The organism is Nocardia sp. NRRL S-836 (genome assembly GCF_001279525.1).
Classification (GTDB): Bacteria; Actinomycetota; Actinomycetes; order Mycobacteriales; family Pseudonocardiaceae; genus Lentzea.
Window position 1 is genome coordinate 70,619 of record NZ_LGDY01000080.1, and the last position, 15,438, is coordinate 86,056.

At 69.4% G+C, this 15,438-nt stretch carries 15 protein-coding genes; 9 read left to right on the plus strand and 6 right to left on the minus strand.

Translation table 11 applies throughout. From position 1 onward, the window contains the following. Positions 1–8: 8 nt before the first annotated feature. Entirely contained in the window at positions 9–398 is a 390-nt protein-coding gene (locus ADL03_RS09145) for an HPF/RaiA family ribosome-associated protein (RefSeq protein WP_053732995.1), read from the plus strand. 61 nt (positions 399–459) lie between these two features. On the opposite strand, the gene ADL03_RS09150 is transcribed toward ADL03_RS09145, so the two are convergent. The 3 genes from ADL03_RS09150 to ADL03_RS09160 form a co-directional block, all read right to left on the minus strand. Continuing rightward, the gene (locus ADL03_RS09150; RefSeq protein WP_053732937.1) at positions 460–1,053 is read right to left on the minus strand and encodes a hypothetical protein; all 594 of its coding nucleotides are present in this window, start codon (positions 1,051–1,053) and stop codon (positions 460–462) included. Between the two features lie 104 nt (positions 1,054–1,157). After that, a complete protein-coding gene (locus ADL03_RS09155; protein ID WP_053732938.1) occupies positions 1,158–1,616 on the minus strand; it encodes a MaoC family dehydratase in 459 nt (152 codons plus the stop codon). Positions 1,617–1,641: 25 nt separating this feature from the next. Next, complete coding sequence (locus ADL03_RS09160; RefSeq protein WP_053732939.1) at positions 1,642–2,655, minus strand: beta-ketoacyl-ACP synthase III; 1,014 nt, start codon at positions 2,653–2,655, stop codon at positions 1,642–1,644. A gap of 459 nt (positions 2,656–3,114) precedes the next feature. Here ADL03_RS09160 and ADL03_RS48300 point away from each other — a divergent pair, with 459 nt between their 5' ends. The 5 genes from ADL03_RS48300 to ADL03_RS09185 all read left to right on the plus strand — a co-directional run bounded on the left by ADL03_RS48300 (position 3,115) and on the right by ADL03_RS09185 (position 11,249). Beyond that, positions 3,115–3,342, plus strand: a complete 228-nt coding sequence (locus tag ADL03_RS48300; protein WP_053732940.1) for an acyl carrier protein — start codon at positions 3,115–3,117, stop codon at positions 3,340–3,342. After that, positions 3,339–4,559, plus strand: coding sequence for a beta-ketoacyl synthase (locus ADL03_RS09170; protein ID WP_053732941.1), 1,221 nt, complete (start codon positions 3,339–3,341; stop codon positions 4,557–4,559). Before ADL03_RS48300 ends, ADL03_RS09170 begins: the two co-directional genes overlap by 4 nt. A 29-nt stretch (positions 4,560–4,588) precedes the next feature. Beyond that, positions 4,589–6,430, plus strand: a complete 1,842-nt coding sequence (locus ADL03_RS09175; RefSeq protein WP_157528379.1) for an acyl-CoA dehydrogenase — start codon at positions 4,589–4,591, stop codon at positions 6,428–6,430. A gap of 28 nt (positions 6,431–6,458) precedes the next feature. Further along, positions 6,459–7,925, plus strand: a complete 1,467-nt coding sequence (locus ADL03_RS09180) for an acyl-CoA carboxylase subunit beta (RefSeq protein ID WP_053732943.1) — start codon at positions 6,459–6,461, stop codon at positions 7,923–7,925. Positions 7,926–8,360: 435 nt separating this feature from the next. Next, the gene (locus ADL03_RS09185) at positions 8,361–11,249 is read left to right on the plus strand and encodes a LuxR family transcriptional regulator (protein ID WP_082373002.1); all 2,889 of its coding nucleotides are present in this window, start codon (positions 8,361–8,363) and stop codon (positions 11,247–11,249) included. Here ADL03_RS09185 and ADL03_RS09190 read toward each other — a convergent pair. Continuing rightward, complete coding sequence (locus tag ADL03_RS09190; RefSeq protein WP_053732945.1) at positions 11,238–11,453, minus strand: hypothetical protein; 216 nt, start codon at positions 11,451–11,453, stop codon at positions 11,238–11,240. The genes ADL03_RS09185 and ADL03_RS09190 overlap by 12 nt on opposite strands. A 90-nt stretch (positions 11,454–11,543) precedes the next feature. On the opposite strand from ADL03_RS09190, the gene ADL03_RS09195 reads away from it, so the two are divergent. Together ADL03_RS09195 and ADL03_RS09200 are read left to right on the plus strand one after the other, a co-directional pair. After that, positions 11,544–11,753 carry a hypothetical protein gene (locus ADL03_RS09195; RefSeq protein WP_053732946.1) on the plus strand — a complete coding sequence of 70 codons (210 nt, stop codon included), beginning with the start codon at positions 11,544–11,546 and terminating at the stop codon, positions 11,751–11,753. A 184-nt stretch (positions 11,754–11,937) separates the two neighbouring features. After that, a complete protein-coding gene (locus tag ADL03_RS09200; protein ID WP_053732947.1) occupies positions 11,938–12,462 on the plus strand; it encodes a hypothetical protein in 525 nt (174 codons plus the stop codon). Positions 12,463–12,572: 110 nt separating this feature from the next. On the opposite strand, the gene ADL03_RS09205 is transcribed toward ADL03_RS09200, so the two are convergent. Both ADL03_RS09205 and ADL03_RS50160 read right to left on the minus strand, forming a co-directional pair. Further along, positions 12,573–14,015 carry an FAD-dependent oxidoreductase gene (locus tag ADL03_RS09205; RefSeq protein WP_082373003.1) on the minus strand — a complete coding sequence of 481 codons (1,443 nt, stop codon included), beginning with the start codon at positions 14,013–14,015 and terminating at the stop codon, positions 12,573–12,575. Between the two features lie 90 nt (positions 14,016–14,105). After that, entirely contained in the window at positions 14,106–14,234 is a 129-nt protein-coding gene (locus tag ADL03_RS50160; protein WP_255353344.1) for a hypothetical protein, read from the minus strand. 257 nt (positions 14,235–14,491) lie between these two features. On the opposite strand from ADL03_RS50160, the gene ADL03_RS09210 reads away from it, so the two are divergent. After that, positions 14,492–15,427 carry a DUF1702 family protein gene (locus tag ADL03_RS09210; protein ID WP_255353346.1) on the plus strand — a complete coding sequence of 312 codons (936 nt, stop codon included), beginning with the start codon at positions 14,492–14,494 and terminating at the stop codon, positions 15,425–15,427. Positions 15,428–15,438 lie beyond the last annotated feature (11 nt).

The following is a 15,438-nucleotide window of genomic DNA, read 5'->3' on the forward strand; positions in this document are numbered from 1 at the left end:
GGGTGCTCATGCAGATCCAGGTCAACACCGACCACAACATCCACGGTGGCGAACGACTCGCCACCTATGTGACCGCCGACCTGGAGAGCAGCCTGTCCCGGTTCAGCGGATGGCTGACCCGCGTGGAAGTGCACCTCAGCGAGGACGGGGGCAGCAAGCCGGAGGACAAGAAGTGCGTCATCGAGGCCCGGCCGGGAGGCAAGCAGCCGGTCGCGGTCACCCACCACGCGACCACCGTGGACGACGCGTACACCGGGGCGGCGCACAAGCTGGGAAGGGTGCTGGACTCCCGCTACGACCGCGCCCACGACCACAAGGGCAGTGACAGCATCCGCCACATGCCCCCTCCTGACGACCTGGAGCCGATCGTCACGACCGAGGACGAGCCTCGGGGCTGACCAAGGCGACATGGCGTTGCGGGCCGCGCCGGCGTCCTCCTGGTCAGGGGGACGCCGGCGGTCACCCTGCTTCACAGCCCGACGCGGAGGTGATGGCGTCGAAGTCGAGCTTCGCGGCGCTGTCCCGCCAGGCGAAGGTGATCGGGACGAGCAGGACCAGGTAGAACACCGCGGGGACGGCGACCCAGCCGTTGAGGTGGTGTGCTGCCTTGATCAGCATGAGGACCGTGTAGGCGAGGGGGATGACGCCTGCCCCGCCGTAGGCGATGAGCATGGCGAGGCGGTGGGGTGTGCCCGCGGTGTGGATGTTGGTGGCGTGTTCGGCGGCGGTCGCGCCGACGTGCGACGGGTCGACGGGGTGGCTCTGGTCGGGACCGGCTGCGGCGAGCAGAGCGCGTTCGAGGGTGAGGACCGAGCGGGCTCGGACGGCTGCGAGGTTGAGCAGCTGCGAGTGGAACGCGGCGGTGCACAGCATGGGGAAGGGCAGGAGGCTGATCGCCCAGCCGAGGAGGTCGAGCTTGTCGTAGAAGGCGATCGTGCCGATGAGGTAGGTCGTGGCGACGCCGATCGTCGCGAGGCTCACGGTCAGCGTGGTGGCCCGGTCGGCTCGGTCTGACTGGTAGATGGCGGTGAGCACGTGGAGTCGGTCCGGCATGGCTGCTCCTGGCTGATCTGCGCGACTCCGGTCGACGATCCCAACACCGGGCGATCAGCGCAACGGACGAGCGGCATGACCACGTCCCGCCGGAAGACGCCGTCTCACCGGTAGAGCATGACCAGGTCGGCCTTGCAGGCGGGACGGAGCTTCCCCTCGATCTCGACGACAACCGACAGCACGGCCTCCACGAAGTCTCGCGGCCGCGACTTCGCCGACGCCAGCTCGGCGGTCACACGAACGCGTCCTCCGGCCGGAACCGGCGCGGTGAAGCGCAGCGCGTCGACGCCCTTGTTGACGACCGACGAGGCCCCGTCCACGCGGAGCACCTCGTCGAGCATCGGGACGACCAGCGACAACGTGAGGAAGCCGTGCGCCACCGGCCCTCCGAACGGACCCGCGTCGGCCGCGGGACCCGCCCGGTGGATCCACTGGTGGTCACCGGTGACCTCGGCGAAGCCGTCCACCGTGCGCTGGTCGACGGTGCGCCACGAGCTCGTGCCGAGCCGCTCGCCGACGGCACCGAGCAGGTCGGCCGGTGTGGCGAAGACCCGCGCCGTCATGAGGCCACCGCGGGGCACCGGCGGATCACTCGACGACCAGTTCCGGCCAGGTCAGCACGGTGGACCCCCACCCGAGACCCGCTCCGAACGACGTGACCAGGACGCGGTTGCCGGGCACCAGCTCCCCTGCCGCGGCCGCATCGCCGAGGACCAGCGGGATGGAGGCGGCGACCGTGTTGCCCACGCGGTCGACGTTCAGGAGGAAGCGCTCCTCCGGCACCCGGAGGTTGCGCGCCACCGCGCCGATGATCCGGGCGTTCGCCTGATGGCACGCGAACCGGTCCACGTCCTCGAGGCGCCATCCGGCGTTGTCGAGCACCTTGCCCGCCGACTCGCTCATCCGCGCCACGGCGTTGCGGAACACCGGCTGGCCGTCCATCCGGAAGTGGACGTCGGCGGGATCGAGGGGCCGGCCGGAACCGCGCTGCTCGGAACCACCGGCGGGCACGATCAGCAGGTCCGCGCCGGTGCCGTCCGATCCCAGGTCGAACGGGCCGAGGGCACCCGGTTCGTCCGCGGTGCCCGCGCGGAGCACCACCGCACCGGCGCCGTCACCGAAGATCGCCGCGGTGGTGCGGTCCTCCGGGTTCAGCACCGTGGTGAAGGTGTCGGCGCCGATCACCAGCACGCGTTCGGCGATGCCCGCGGCGATGTGGCCCGCGGCCGTCGCGAGCGCGTACACGAACCCCGCACACACGGCGTTCAGGTCGAACGCGGGCACCCCGCTCAGCCCCAGTCGGCTGGCGACCTCGGGCGCGGTGGACGGGCACGGGTGGTCCGGCGTCGTCGTGGCCACGATCACCAGGTCGACGTCCGCGCCGCCGGCCGATTTCAACGCACGGGCGCCCGCCTCCACCGCGAGAACCGAGGTCGACATGCCGGGTTCGATCACCCGCCGTTCCCGGATCCCGGTCCGCTTCCGGATCCACTCGTCCGAGGTGTCCAGCTGACGAGCGAGCTCGTCGTTCGTCACCACCCTCGGCGGCAACCACGTGCCGATCCCGCACAGCACCGCGGCACGGCGATGATCCGCTGTCATACGTTCTCCCGTTGATCTCACGCGGCGCGACGACGCCTCCTGGTGCCGTCCGGGCGTGCAGGGCGCCACAGTCCACGCCGGTACGACGTCATCGACGCTAACCAGCGCGAGCCGGAATCGACTGCGGAAGTCCACAGCGGCGCGTTCCCGCCCGCGTCACCACCGGCCTGACTCGCACCGGCATCCCCGGCACACCAGCGGATTCGTCGTTCCCAGGTCCCAGCGGGCGGGACGGCACCGTGCCCTCTCGAACCCGGAAACCGTGGCGCAGAAAGCAGATCAGCGCCTGGTGCAGGTGGCCGGGCCTGCTCGCCGCGAGCGGGACGAAGGACCACAGGTCCCGAGCACTGTGGTTCTACACAGCATGGACCTCCTGCTCCCGGCGCACAGTTGTGGTTGCCATCGGCTGCCCGATGTGCCACCGCGCCGCTCATCGCAGGAGGAAAAATCTTGTCCAGCGTGTACAACACGATCGCCGAGGTCCTGACGACCAGGTTCGCCGTTCCGGCCGGCACGATCACCGCGGAGACCGCGCTCGAGGAGGTGCTGACCGACTCCCTGGACGTGGTCGAGTTCGGCGTCGTCATGGGTGAGCACTACAACGTCCTGATCTCCGACGAGGAGCTCGAGACGGTCACCACGATCGCCGACGTCGCCGGGCTGCTGAGCAGCAAGGTCGCGGCATGACCTCGCGTCCCGAGGTCGTCATCACCGGCCGGGGGATGGTGACCTCGGCCGGGGTCGGCGTCGACGAGAACTGGAAGCGCGTCAGCGCGGGCGAACCGAGGGCCGTGCTGGGCCCGGACCTCGGCGTGCTGGGGACCCAGGTCGTCTGCCCGGTCACGGACTTCGACGCGCGGATGCTGCTCGGTCACGGCGCCCGGCGGCTCGACCGCTACAGCCAGCTCGGCCTCGTCGCCGCCGACGAGGCGGTCCAGGACGCGGGGCTGCGCACCGACGACTGGGACGGCACCCGCGTCGCGATCGTCATCGGGGTGTCGGTCGGTGGCATGGGAACGCTGACCGCTCAGCACGTGGCGATGCTGAACCGCGGTCCCGCCGCGACCTCGCCGCTCACGATGCCGATGTCGCTGGTGAACATGGTGGCCGGTCAGCTCGCCATCCACCTGTCGGCGACCGGCCCCAACCTGACGGTGTCGACCGCGTGCGCCTCCGGTGCGACCGCGATCGGCACGGCGCGGATGCTGCTGCAGTCCGGTGCGTGCGACGTCGCGATCGCGGGCGCCGCCGATGCCTCGCTCGTGCCGCTCGTGCTGTCCGCGTTCGCCAGGATGGGCGCGCTCACCAAGCGTTCCGCGGACCCGAGCCGGGCATCTCGTCCGTTCGACCGCGACCGCGACGGGTTCGTGGCGGCGGAGGGCGCGGCCATCGTCGTTCTCGAACGGGAGGCGGACGCTCGCGCGCGCGGAGCGTCTGTGCGGGGCCGGGTGCTCGGCTACGGCGCCTCCGCCGATGCCCACCACGTGACCAGCCCGCACCCCGACGGTCTCGGCGCACGCGCGGCGATCACCGCGGCGCTCCTCGACGCCGGCATCACCGGTGCGGACGTCGACCACCTCAACGCGCACGGCACGTCGACCAAGCTGAACGACCAGGCGGAGGCGAAAGCGGTGCGCGAGGTCTTCGGCGACGGGGTCTCGGTGGCCTCGACCAAGGGCGTCACCGGCCACCTGCTCGCGGCCGCCGGTGCGGCCGAGACCGTGTACGCCTCCCTCAGCATCGAACACGGACTGGTCCCGCCCACCGCCAACCTCGAGAACCTCGATCCGGAGATCGACCTCGACCTCGCCCCGGTGCCGAGGCAGCAGGCGATCGAGATCGCCATGAGCACCTCGTTCGGGTTCGGCGGCCAGAACGCCGCACTGCTCGTCGGCGCGCCCTGAACGTCACTCACCCCAGGAGGAGCAAGCAAGTGGTTGCGCACGACGCTCGATCGCAGACGCCCGCGCGGCTTGCCGCGGACCAGGTGGCGGAGCTGCGCGGACTGCTGCGGTACGGCGCTGACGAAGAGCACGACAGGTACGCCAAGCTCTTCTCCACCGCGGCCTTCGACCAGGTGGAAGCTTGCTCGCCGGCCGAGAACGCCGCCCTCGCCTACCGCCGGCTGCGGCTGGTCAACGCCGAGCTCGGACCCGTTCGCGAGTTCGTGAGCGGTGACCTGGAGCGCTTCCTCGTTCTGCACGAGTGGGCCGGTGTGCTCGACCCGACCCTGGTCTCGGTGCTGACCATCCACTACAACCTGTGCCTCGGCGCCGTCCTGGAACTGGGCGGTGACCGGCCGGAACTGGCCGCCGTGGTCGACGAACTGGCCAGGATGGACTCGGTCGGCGTCTTCCTCGCGACCGAGCTGGGGTATGGCAACAACGTCGCCGAACTGCGCACACGGGCGGTCTACGACCGTTCGACCGACGAGTTCGTGCTCACCACGCCGAGCCACGAGGCCCGCAAGTTCATGCCCAACACCGGCCTCGACGGTGTGCCGAAGATCGCCGTGGTGCTGGCACGGCTGGAGGTCGACGGTGCCGATGAGGGCGTTTTCCCGTTCGTGGTGCGCATCCGCGACGAGAACGGCCCCTGCCGGGGAGTCGACATCAAGTCACTGGGCGACAAGCCCGGACTGGCGCTCGACAACGCCGTCACCACCTTCCGAGGTGTGCGAGTTCCCCGCGCGTTGCTGCTCGACGCCGCAGAGCCGGTCATCGGCCCGGACGGGAGCCGCACGGGTGCGGCCAGGTCGTTGCGCCGCAGGTTCACCAGGGCGATGACCAGGGTGCAGACCGGCAAGCTCTGCCTCACCTCGGCGACCGCGGCCGCCGCCCGCGCCAGCGTCTTCATCGCCGTGCGGCACGCACACAGCCGGCGCGTCACCGTCTCCGGCGGCCGGTCCGTTCCCGTCATGACCTTCCGGACCCACCAGGCCCAGCTGCTCGACGCCCTGGCCAGGACCTGCGCCGTCAGCGTGCTGCTGAACGAGACCAGGCGGCAGGCGGCACGCGGTTCCCTCGCCTCGGTCGAGGTGAAACGGGCGCTCGCCGTGACGAAGGCGCTCGTCACGTGGACGGCACAGGACGTGGTGACCACCTGCATCGAACGCTGCGGGGCACGGGGCATGTTCGCGCACAACAGGATCTCGCCCTACGTGGCACTGGTCCAGGGGTCGATCACCGCCGAGGGCGACAACCAGGTCGTGCTCCTGGACGCCGCCAACGAGATGCTGCTCGGCCGCGGCTACGAGCCACCGGTCCCAGCGCCTGGTCGCGGCACGCTCGACGACCCGGAGTTCCTGCTGCGCCTGTTCTCGCACCGCGAGAACAGGACCTACGAGGAAGCCCGTGCGGCGCGCAAGACCGGTGACGACCCGTTCGAGCGGACGAACGGCGTCGGGTTGCTGGCGTCGGAGCTCGGCAGGGTGCACGGCGTGCGGCGCGCTCTTGAGGAACTGCACACACTGGCGCAGCGAGCCACCTCCTCCGAGGTCGGTGCGATCCTGCGGGCGCTGTTCCTGCGGTTCGCTCTCGCCGAGCTGAGCCGGGACGCGGCCTGGCACCTGTGCGAAGGCACCCTCGAACCCGCTCAGCCACGAGAGCTGCCGGCGTTGATCGCAGCGGTCGACGAGCGACTGCTGCCGCGGGTCGAGGACGTCGTCGACGCCTTCGGCATCTCCAACGACGTTCTGCGCGCTCCCATCGCCTCGGCGGACTACGTCGAGGCCTACGCCGAACTGCTGCCCGTGCCCGATCTACCGCTGGTCTGACCACGAGAGCCGACGGAGACAGAACGCCGTGACCACGACGATGAACTCGACCGCCACCCACGCACCGGTGAAGCCGGCCAAGCCCGGCGCCCGCGACGCGCTGAACGCGCTCGTCGACGCAGGCAGCCTGCTGGAGTTCGGCGCGGAGGCGAAGCACCAGTGCACCGCCTTCGGCATGCAGGCCAAGACGCCGGCCGGAGACGCGGTGATCACGGGCACGGCCGAGATCGACGCGCGGCCCGCCGCCGTGTTCGCCCAGGACGTCTCCGTGCTGGGCGGGACCCTGGGCGCCACCCACGCGCAGAAGATCGCGCAGGTCCTCGACCAGGCGGAGCGAGCGCGGTGCCCGGTCGTGGGCGTGCTGGACTCCGGCGGAGCGCGCATCCAGGAGGGTGTCTCCGCTCTCGACGGGTACGCGTCGATCTTCCGCCGCAACGTGGCCCTGTCCGGGCTGGTGCCGCAGATCAGCGTGATCCTCGGTGCCTGCGCGGGCGGCGCCGCCTACTCCCCCGCGCTGACCGACCTGATCGTGATGGACCGCCAGGCGCACATGTTCCTGACCGGCCCCAAGGTCGTGCGCAGCGTGACAGGCGAGGAGGTCACCGCCGCGGACCTCGGCGGTGCGCACGTCCACTCCACCACGTCCGGCCTCGCCCACCTCGTGGTCGAGCACCCCGAGGACGCGTTCCCGTTGGTCCGCAAGGTCTTGTCCTACCTGCCCAGCTCGTGCTGGGACGAGCTGCCGCTGCACCTGGCGCTAGAACCGGAGCTCGTCCCCGAGGTGCCTTGCGAACAGCGCAAGACCTACGACGTGCGGCAGGTCGTGCGTGGCCTGGTGGACGGGGACAGCTTCCTCGAACTGCAGCCGCACTACGCCGCGAACATCGTTATCGGCTTCGCGCGGCTGGACGGGATGCCGGTGGGCGTCGTGGCGAACCAGCCGAACACGTTGGCGGGCACGCTCAACGCCCAGGCGGCCGAGAAGGGCGCACGGTTCGTGCGGATGTGCGACGCCTTCGGCCTTCCCCTGGTCACGCTGGTCGACACGCCGGGGTTCCTGCCCGGCCGGTCCCAGGAGACCGACGGCGTCATCCGCCGTGGCGCCAAGTTGTTGTACGCCTTCGCGGAAGCGACCGTGCCCAGGGTGACCGTCATTCTGCGCAAGGCGTACGGCGGCGCGTACATCGTGATGAACTCCAAGCAGCTCGGCGCCGATCGCGTGTTCGCCTGGCCCACGGCGGAGATCGGCGTCATGGGCGCGGAGGGCGCGGTGGAGATCGTGTTCCGCCGTGAGCTCGCCGCGAATCCCGGCAAGCGCCAGGAACTGCTGGAGAACTACCGCGCGGAAGCACTGTCGCCGGCGCTGGCGACCGCGCGCCAGGCCGTCGACGCGCTCATCGCGCCGGAGCAGACCCGTGAGGCGATCATCAAGGTCATCCGACCGTTGACGCGTGCCCGGCAACCGCGGCACAGGCACGGCAACATGCCGCAGTGACAACGGATCAGAACCTCACCTCCGGGATGCCGCCTTCTGCTACTGCGAAGGCGGCATTCTGCGTGAGGTGCGCACCTGAGCTGGTCCCGAGGAGTCGCCAGTCGGGGGGCTTCGTCTTGTGCCAGGGGCTGGAACGCCGGTTTGCCCCATCGGTCACGACTGCCTTCATTCAGGAGGCGACTTCGATCTGGCGGCAGCGCACGGCGGAGGTGTGACCGAATTCGTTTCCCACTTCTTGCCCTTATCGCCCCAAACGACATCCCTCCCGATGTGATAAATCTCGTCACACCCCCGGAGAAGCGTCCCCCGAATGCCTCCTTTACGCCCGTGACCAGCTGGGTACTCTCGCATGGAATTGAAAGAGCGCATTTAACCGCCCTGAACTAATACAATTATTACCCGAACGGACCAGCTGCCAACTACGGAGCGTTCACGATGGAAGCCGACGCCAGTCGACGCCGGAATCTCGACAGCCGGACCGCCCTCGTCGGCCGCGGCGCCGAGTTGAAACGCATCACAGAGGCTTTGGAAGCAGCGGAAGGCGCAACTCCGTCCACGCTCCTGTTCGAAGGAGCGACCGGCATCGGCAAGACGACACTGCTGGACGCCGCGTGCTCGATGGCACGCGATCGTGGATTCGTGATCTGCAGGGCCATGGCGTCGCCGATGGAACGGGAAATGCCTTTCGCCGTCGTCCAGCAGCTCTTCGAGCACCTTCGCCAGGAGCCGACGGCCGGTTGGGACGAAGAAGCCGCACCGCACGGGCACGCGGTCATCGCCGGACACCTGGCGGGCGATCTGGACGACTTCGAGGAGGTCCACGTCCACCGGGCGATCCGCGACCTCTACCGCATCACGACCGGCCTCGCCCAGCACGCGCCGCTCTGCCTCGTCATCGACGACGTGCAGTGGACGGACGTGCCGTCCTTGCGCTGGCTGAACTACCTGGTCCACCGCGTCGCCCGGCTCCCGGTCACGATCCTGCTGGGCCGCACGTCCGGCATACGGCCGACCGATCCGATCCTGCTCGCCGAGCTCGAGATCTACTCGGAGCGCGTGCGGCTGGGCGTTCTCACCGCGCGGGACATCGCGGCCCTCACCGAGCAGGTGCTCGGACGCGAACCGCACGAGAAGTTCACCGACTCCCTCCTGCGGGCCACCAACGGCTGCCCCATGGTGTCCACCCAAATCCTTTCCCTGATGAAGGAACAGTCGGTGGCCCCGGACGAGAGGGCCGCGACCGACCTGATCACCCCGGAGCCGGAGGAGCTCGGCCGGTCCGTGCTCGCGCGGCTCAACCGCCAGTCACGCGAACTGGTCGAGGTCGCCAAGGCGATCGCCGTCGTGGCGCCACCCCACCTGGAGCTCCTGGCCGCTGTCACCGGGATGAGCAACGGCGCGGCCGCGGACCAGGTGCGCCAGCTCGAAGGAATGGGTGTGCTCGCTCCCGAGGGCAAGCTGACGTTCGCCCACTCGGTCATCAAAAGCGGGATCGAGGAAGCCGTCGCCTACAGCGATCGGGAGGAGCTGCACGCCGGTGCCGCGCGATTCCTGCACCGGACGCGAGCGGCTTCGTCCCTGATCGCGCGGCACGTCCTGCGGACGTCCTCCCGGCTGGGTCCTTGGGCCGTGGACGCGCTCCGGACCACTGCGGAGACACTGATAACCGAGGGCGATCCCCGGTCCGGCGCCAAACTACTGAACAGGGCCCTGCAGGAGGAGGTTTCGGCCGCGCAGAGGCGAGACCTGCTGCTGCGGCTGGGTTTCGCCGAGACCTACTTCGACCCGCGGATGGCGGTGGTGCACCTCGAAGAGGGCTTCGGCGAGCTGGACGACCCGGAGATGACCCTCGCGGTCGTCTGCAGGCTCGCCCAGGTCCTGTACCTCGACGGCGCCTACGACAAGGCGGACGAGGTGCTGAGCCGCGCCATGGACGAGATCGGGCCCAAGATCCCCGCGGCGATCGACATGCTGCAACTCCTGAAACGCCTCACGGTGCCGTCCCGAGATCCTGCGCCCGGCCATGCGGACCTCACCCGCTTCGACGAGCACGAGTGGCGCCGTCGCGACGCACGCGGTCGCAGGCTCGCGGCATTGATCGCCGAGGACGCCGGCAACCGGGGAGCAGACCTGCGCCTGTGCCGCGAGGCGGCCACCGCGGCCATGCAGAACGGCGCGGCCGTCCTGTTGCAACACCCGCAGCGACTCCTCGGCGTGCTCAACGCCTTCATCCGCACCGACGAGCTGGAGCTCGTGATGCGCTACTGCAACGAGGTTCTGCTCGAAGCGCATCGGGAGGGGTTGTCGTTGGTCGAGCTGCTCGGCCACACCGTTCGTTCCCGCGCGCACTACCACTGCGGGTCCTTCACGGAGGCGGCCGCGGACGCCAGGATCGCGTTGTCCGCGGCGAGGAAGGCGGAGCTGCCCGCTGACCACTTCGGCAACGTCTACGCCGTGGAAGCGCTGATGCGCGCGCAGATGGAGCTCGGCGCCCTCGACGACGCGGAGGAGGCACTTCTGCTCCTCGGCCGGACGAGGACGCTGCCGCGGACCTGGCCGCACACCGCGCTCCTGCACGCCAGGGGTGCGTTGCGCATGGAACGCGGTGACGCCGAAGGAGCGCTCGCCGACCAGCTCGACTGCGGTGAGCACCTGGTGTCCTGGGGCATGGGCAGTCCGGCCGTGCGCCCCTGGCGCTCCTACGCGGCGCTGGCCAGACTCCGGCTGGGACAACGCCGGCAGGCACTGGACCTGGCGCTCGAAGAACTGACACTGGCACGGAAGTGGGGCACGCCGACCGTGGTGGCCCGCGCGTTGCTGACCGTGGGCGTCGTGACCGGCGGCGCCGCCGCAGCCCCTTGGCTGACCGAGGCCGACTCACTGCTGAGGAGGTCGCCCGCGCGGATGCTGCACGCCAAGGTGCTGCTCGAGCTCGCCGTCACCCAGTGGGAGAAGGGACAACGCGACGCGGCGCGGCGACACCTCGCGGAGGCGAGGATGCTGGGCGAGCAGTGCGGCGTCGTCGTGGAGCCGGGAGAGCGCCTCGCGGGTCTGAGGTTCGACCCGGCGCGAGGTGAGCCGGTGCCGCCTCCCGCCGAGCCGGTGACGCCATCCCGCTCCTCACCCAGCACACTGCTGACGCCGCACGAGTACCGCGTGGCGGGCCTGGTGCTCGAGGGAGGCTCGAACGACGAGATCGCGCACAAGCTCAACGTCACCCGGCGCACCGTCGAGTTCCACCTCACGAGCATCTACCGCAAGCTCGGTGTGCGCCGCCGGACCCAGCTGTCCTCCGCGCTCGGGGGCTTCGTCTCACGGATGTGACTCCACCGGCACGCGCCGGGCACCGGTCCGCACTTCGTTCTGCCGCACAGGAATCGCGTCGTCCAACGAGGAGGTCTTACCCGCGGGGTGTTTCGGCGGCGAGTGGGCGTTGGCGCTCAGCGAGGACGAGTCGTCGGAGATGATCGCCGAGACCGCCACGCACATCCAGATCAACAGAATGTCGTGATCCGAACCGACGCCCATCCGCCCTGGAGTACGGAAAGTTTCATTGTTTTCCCCATTTGCCACGCTGCCATCACCTCCGGCGGGTACGCGATCGCGGCCAACGGTCTGGTGTCCTGCCTCGGCGGTGGCGTCTCCATCACCGTGACCGTCACCTGGAACACCGGTGAGACCACCACCGTGGCCGCGGGCAGGTTCACCGGAGCCACCGTCGTGATGAACGCGGCGTTGCTCAACACCACGCCGGCGCAGTGCTTCACCCCGGAAGGCGTCACCGGCACCAGCGGCCCCGCCGACATCACCATCACCCAGCTCACCTGATCTCACGGATCACCGGATGCACGACGAATTCCCGGCTCCTGTGGACACAACACTTTCGACGCAACTCCGGAAGTGGAACACCCACGGACGGTGTTGCACCGCAAGCCGTTCAGCCGATTGAGAGCAGATGAGCGGATCACGACACTGGGTTCGCTCATCACCTTTCCGGAGAACAGGAATCTTCATGCGTCTGCGTTCACTGGTTTTCGCCGTGGTCGGCGGGCTGCTCGGCGCCGTGGGGCTTTCCCAGGCACCCGCTTCGGCTTCCGTGGTGGATGTCAACTGTGCCCTGGGCACCCAGGTCGGCACCTACTCCCCCGGCATGACGCTGCTGCCCAGACAGATCGACTTCCACGCCACCGGCACGCTGGGTGGCTGTGTGTCGCCCAGCCACCCGGACATCACCGGCGCGACCTTCACCTCACTGGTCAGCGGCACGTTCAGCTGTCTGGCCGGCTCCACCACCCACACCTCGACCTACCACTGGAACACCGGGCACAGCAGCACCGTCCGCGGCGGCTTCGAGGTCAACCTCAAGCCCGGCGGCACCACCGTGCTCGTCCTGACCGGCACCGTGGTCGACGGGCTGTTCGAAGGCGCGACGGTCGTGCAGACCAAGGTCCTGCCCGCGACCGACCTCACCGCCTGTCTCACCCCTGAGGGCTTGACCAGCGTCAGCGGCACCGTCACCTTCGCAGCCGTCCTGTAGACCCGGCGCAGGCCCAGCGGGAGAACCGTCGGGGTGCCGTTGCGCTGGTCGCGCAACGGCACCCGGCCTTGGTCAAAGCAGCTCAGCCACACCGCCTTCGAGACCTGGCGCTAGTCCTTCCAGGGCATCTCGTCGCGCAGGCCCTCGTTGATGGCGAAGGCGTTCTTCACCGCGGCCTTGAGCGCGCCCTCCACCCAGCGGCGGTGGCGGCGGTCGCACGCGTCGTTCGCGAACCACACCCGGCCCACCGGCCGGATCACGTCCTCGTAGAAGCCCTCGCTCATCTCGAACGCGCGGAACAACGGGCCGATGCCGCAGGCGTACCAGTCCAGCGCCCAGTCCTTGTAGACGCCGAACTCGAAGGTGTCCCGCGCCTCCGGGTGGATCTTGACCAGGTCCTCCAGGGCCTGCTGCACGCTCTCCTCGCCGGCCAGCGGCGTGTAGGGCATGCTGTCCTGCTCCCAGCAGTAGGACGCGATCATCACGCCCTTGCGGTAGCGGGTGTCCTGGCCGGCCGGCGGGTAGACGATGTTGCGGATGGCCAGGTCGGTCACCGTCAGGCCGTGCGTGATGCCGTACGCGCTCTCCCACCACCGCTCGCTGAACTGCATGAACAGCTTGTGCGCGCGGCCGTAGTAGGTGTTGCGGATCGCGTACCACTTGTCCGGGTCGAGGCCCTCGATCTCCATGTGCCGCAGGCTCGCGAACGGCACGGTCACCACCACCTCGTCCGCGACGACGGTGTGCGATCGGCGGCCCGCGCGGTAGTGCACGCGCACGCCGTTCTCGTCCTGGTCGATGCCGTGGACCTGTGCGCCGAGCCGGATGTCGTCCATCAGGTACGGCTCGAACGCGCGCGGCAGCGAGTCGGCTCCGTCCACGATGTACACGAGGTCGCCGAAGACGTCCTCGTAGTAGTGGGAGAACCACTCGACGAGGGAGAAGTGGTAGCGGCCCTCCAGGTTGAACAGCGGGCCGAGCATGGACAGCGCGCCGTCGCTGAGCCCGCGCTCCTTGAGGTAGCCCAGCAGCGTGTACTTGTCGTAGTCGACGAGGATCTTCTGCCAGGCCTTGTCCGGGCCCTCGCTCTCCATCACGTCGATCAGCGGCTGCACCGTGTGCCGGAGCAGTTCGTGCGGCGCCTTGCCGGCCTCCGCCGCCGACAGGTCGAACCTGAACGAGGTCGCGTCGAAGTCGCGTCTGCGCACGCCCTTGCCCTGCAGGTAGATGAACGTGTCCTCGTCGTACATCGGGAAGGGCTTGGTCGCGAGGCCGAACTTGTCCTTGATGAGCCACTGCACCAGCGGGTGCTGCTCAGGGAAGCGCATCGCGCCGAACTCGCCGTACATGTCGCCCGCGAACCCGCGGTGGGTGAGGATGCGCCCACCCAACCGGTTCTGCCCCTCCAGGACGGTGACCTCGTGCCCGGCTTCCTTGAGCAGCAAGGCGGAGGTCAGGCCCGCCATCCCGGCACCGACCACCACGACCCGGCGCTTCGGCGCCGAACTCTCCGGCAACCCGTCCTTCAACAGGTCGAGCACGTCCACAGCCATGACCGAACCCCTCACTCACCGTCGTCACCCTGAACTGGTAGGAGAGGCGGCCGTCCTCGATTCGACCGTACTGCGGGATCAAACGCCGGACTACGACACGATGGAGTGGTTCGGGTCCCCGGTCCCCCAGCGGGCGACGTAGCGGGTCGGCAGCCGTGGCTGCCGCATCTCGATCATCGGCGCGTCCGCACTATTCCCGTCGCCGTCGAAACCGGTCACCACATCGACGGAAACCCGCGTGCGTTGATCTCGCCCAGCGGTAGCTGTTGTTTGTTTCAACAAATGTGTGGCCTCTCCCCCGATGGACTGAAGGTTCTCCAGTTCGTTGACCGATCACTATTAGAGCTGGTAGTAATTTTCTCCAGGGGAGTGATCGCATATCGATCATCAAGGGGGATGCCGCATGGACAGCGGCCAACGAGCAAGCCCGGCCTGACCTGCCTCACCCGACCGTCCGCAGCTGAATCGGGGTGGCTGTGTCGCGCACGAGCAGGAGCCAGCGCACCCACGAGTGGGTCGCTTTGACACTTCCGGAAAGCATGGCCGATTTCAGGCGACGTGGATTCCGGACAGACCGCTACGAAACGCGGGAAGTGCTTGAGCAGCACGCCCGCAGTTTTCTCGGTGGATTCAACGAGGCCGCCACGGGCTGGCGTGACGTGCACGAACGACTCGCGGAGTTCCCCGCCGACGAACGCGGGTTCGCCTACGAGGGCGCCGCGATGCACGCCCGGTTCCGCGACGTCGTCCGGCTGGGACGGGGTGGCGCGGTGGACCACCTGCTGCGCGGTCCCGGTGCCGGCTACCCGCACCTGGTGCGCGTCGGCACCGGCTGGTGGCGCGGAATGGGACGGCTGGGTGTGCGTCCTGCCCGCGGGGGCGGGCTGCTGCGCTGGCTGTCCGAGGACGGGGCCGGGTTCGCCGAGGCGTTCTTCGGTGGTGCGCGGGCCATCGGCAAGCGCTGTGCCGGACCGCCGTCCGCGCGGTGGCTGGCGCGGGTGGCGGGCCACGGGCGAGCCCTGTGGTTCGTCGAAAGTGGCGATGTCGAGGCACTGCACCGGTTCGTGGCGGCCAGGCCACCCGCGGCGCGTGGTCCGTTGTGGTCGGGTATCGGGCTGGCATGTGCCTATGCCGGAGGTGTCGACGACGCCGCGCGGCGTGCGGTCGTCGAGGCCAGTGGGCCACACCTGGGAGACCTGCGGCAAGGCGTGGCCTTCGCGGTCGCCGCGCGGCATCGGGCCGGGGTGGTGCCGGAGCACACCGGGGCGGCCGCCTGGCAGGTGTGCGGGGCCGGTCCGGACGAGGTCTCGGGATGGACGGACGTCGCGGCACGCGGTCTCGAAGCACGCGAGGACATCGGTGCGTACCTGACGTGGAAGTCGCGGCTGCGGGAACTACCGCAGGACCGCTGAACCGACTGACT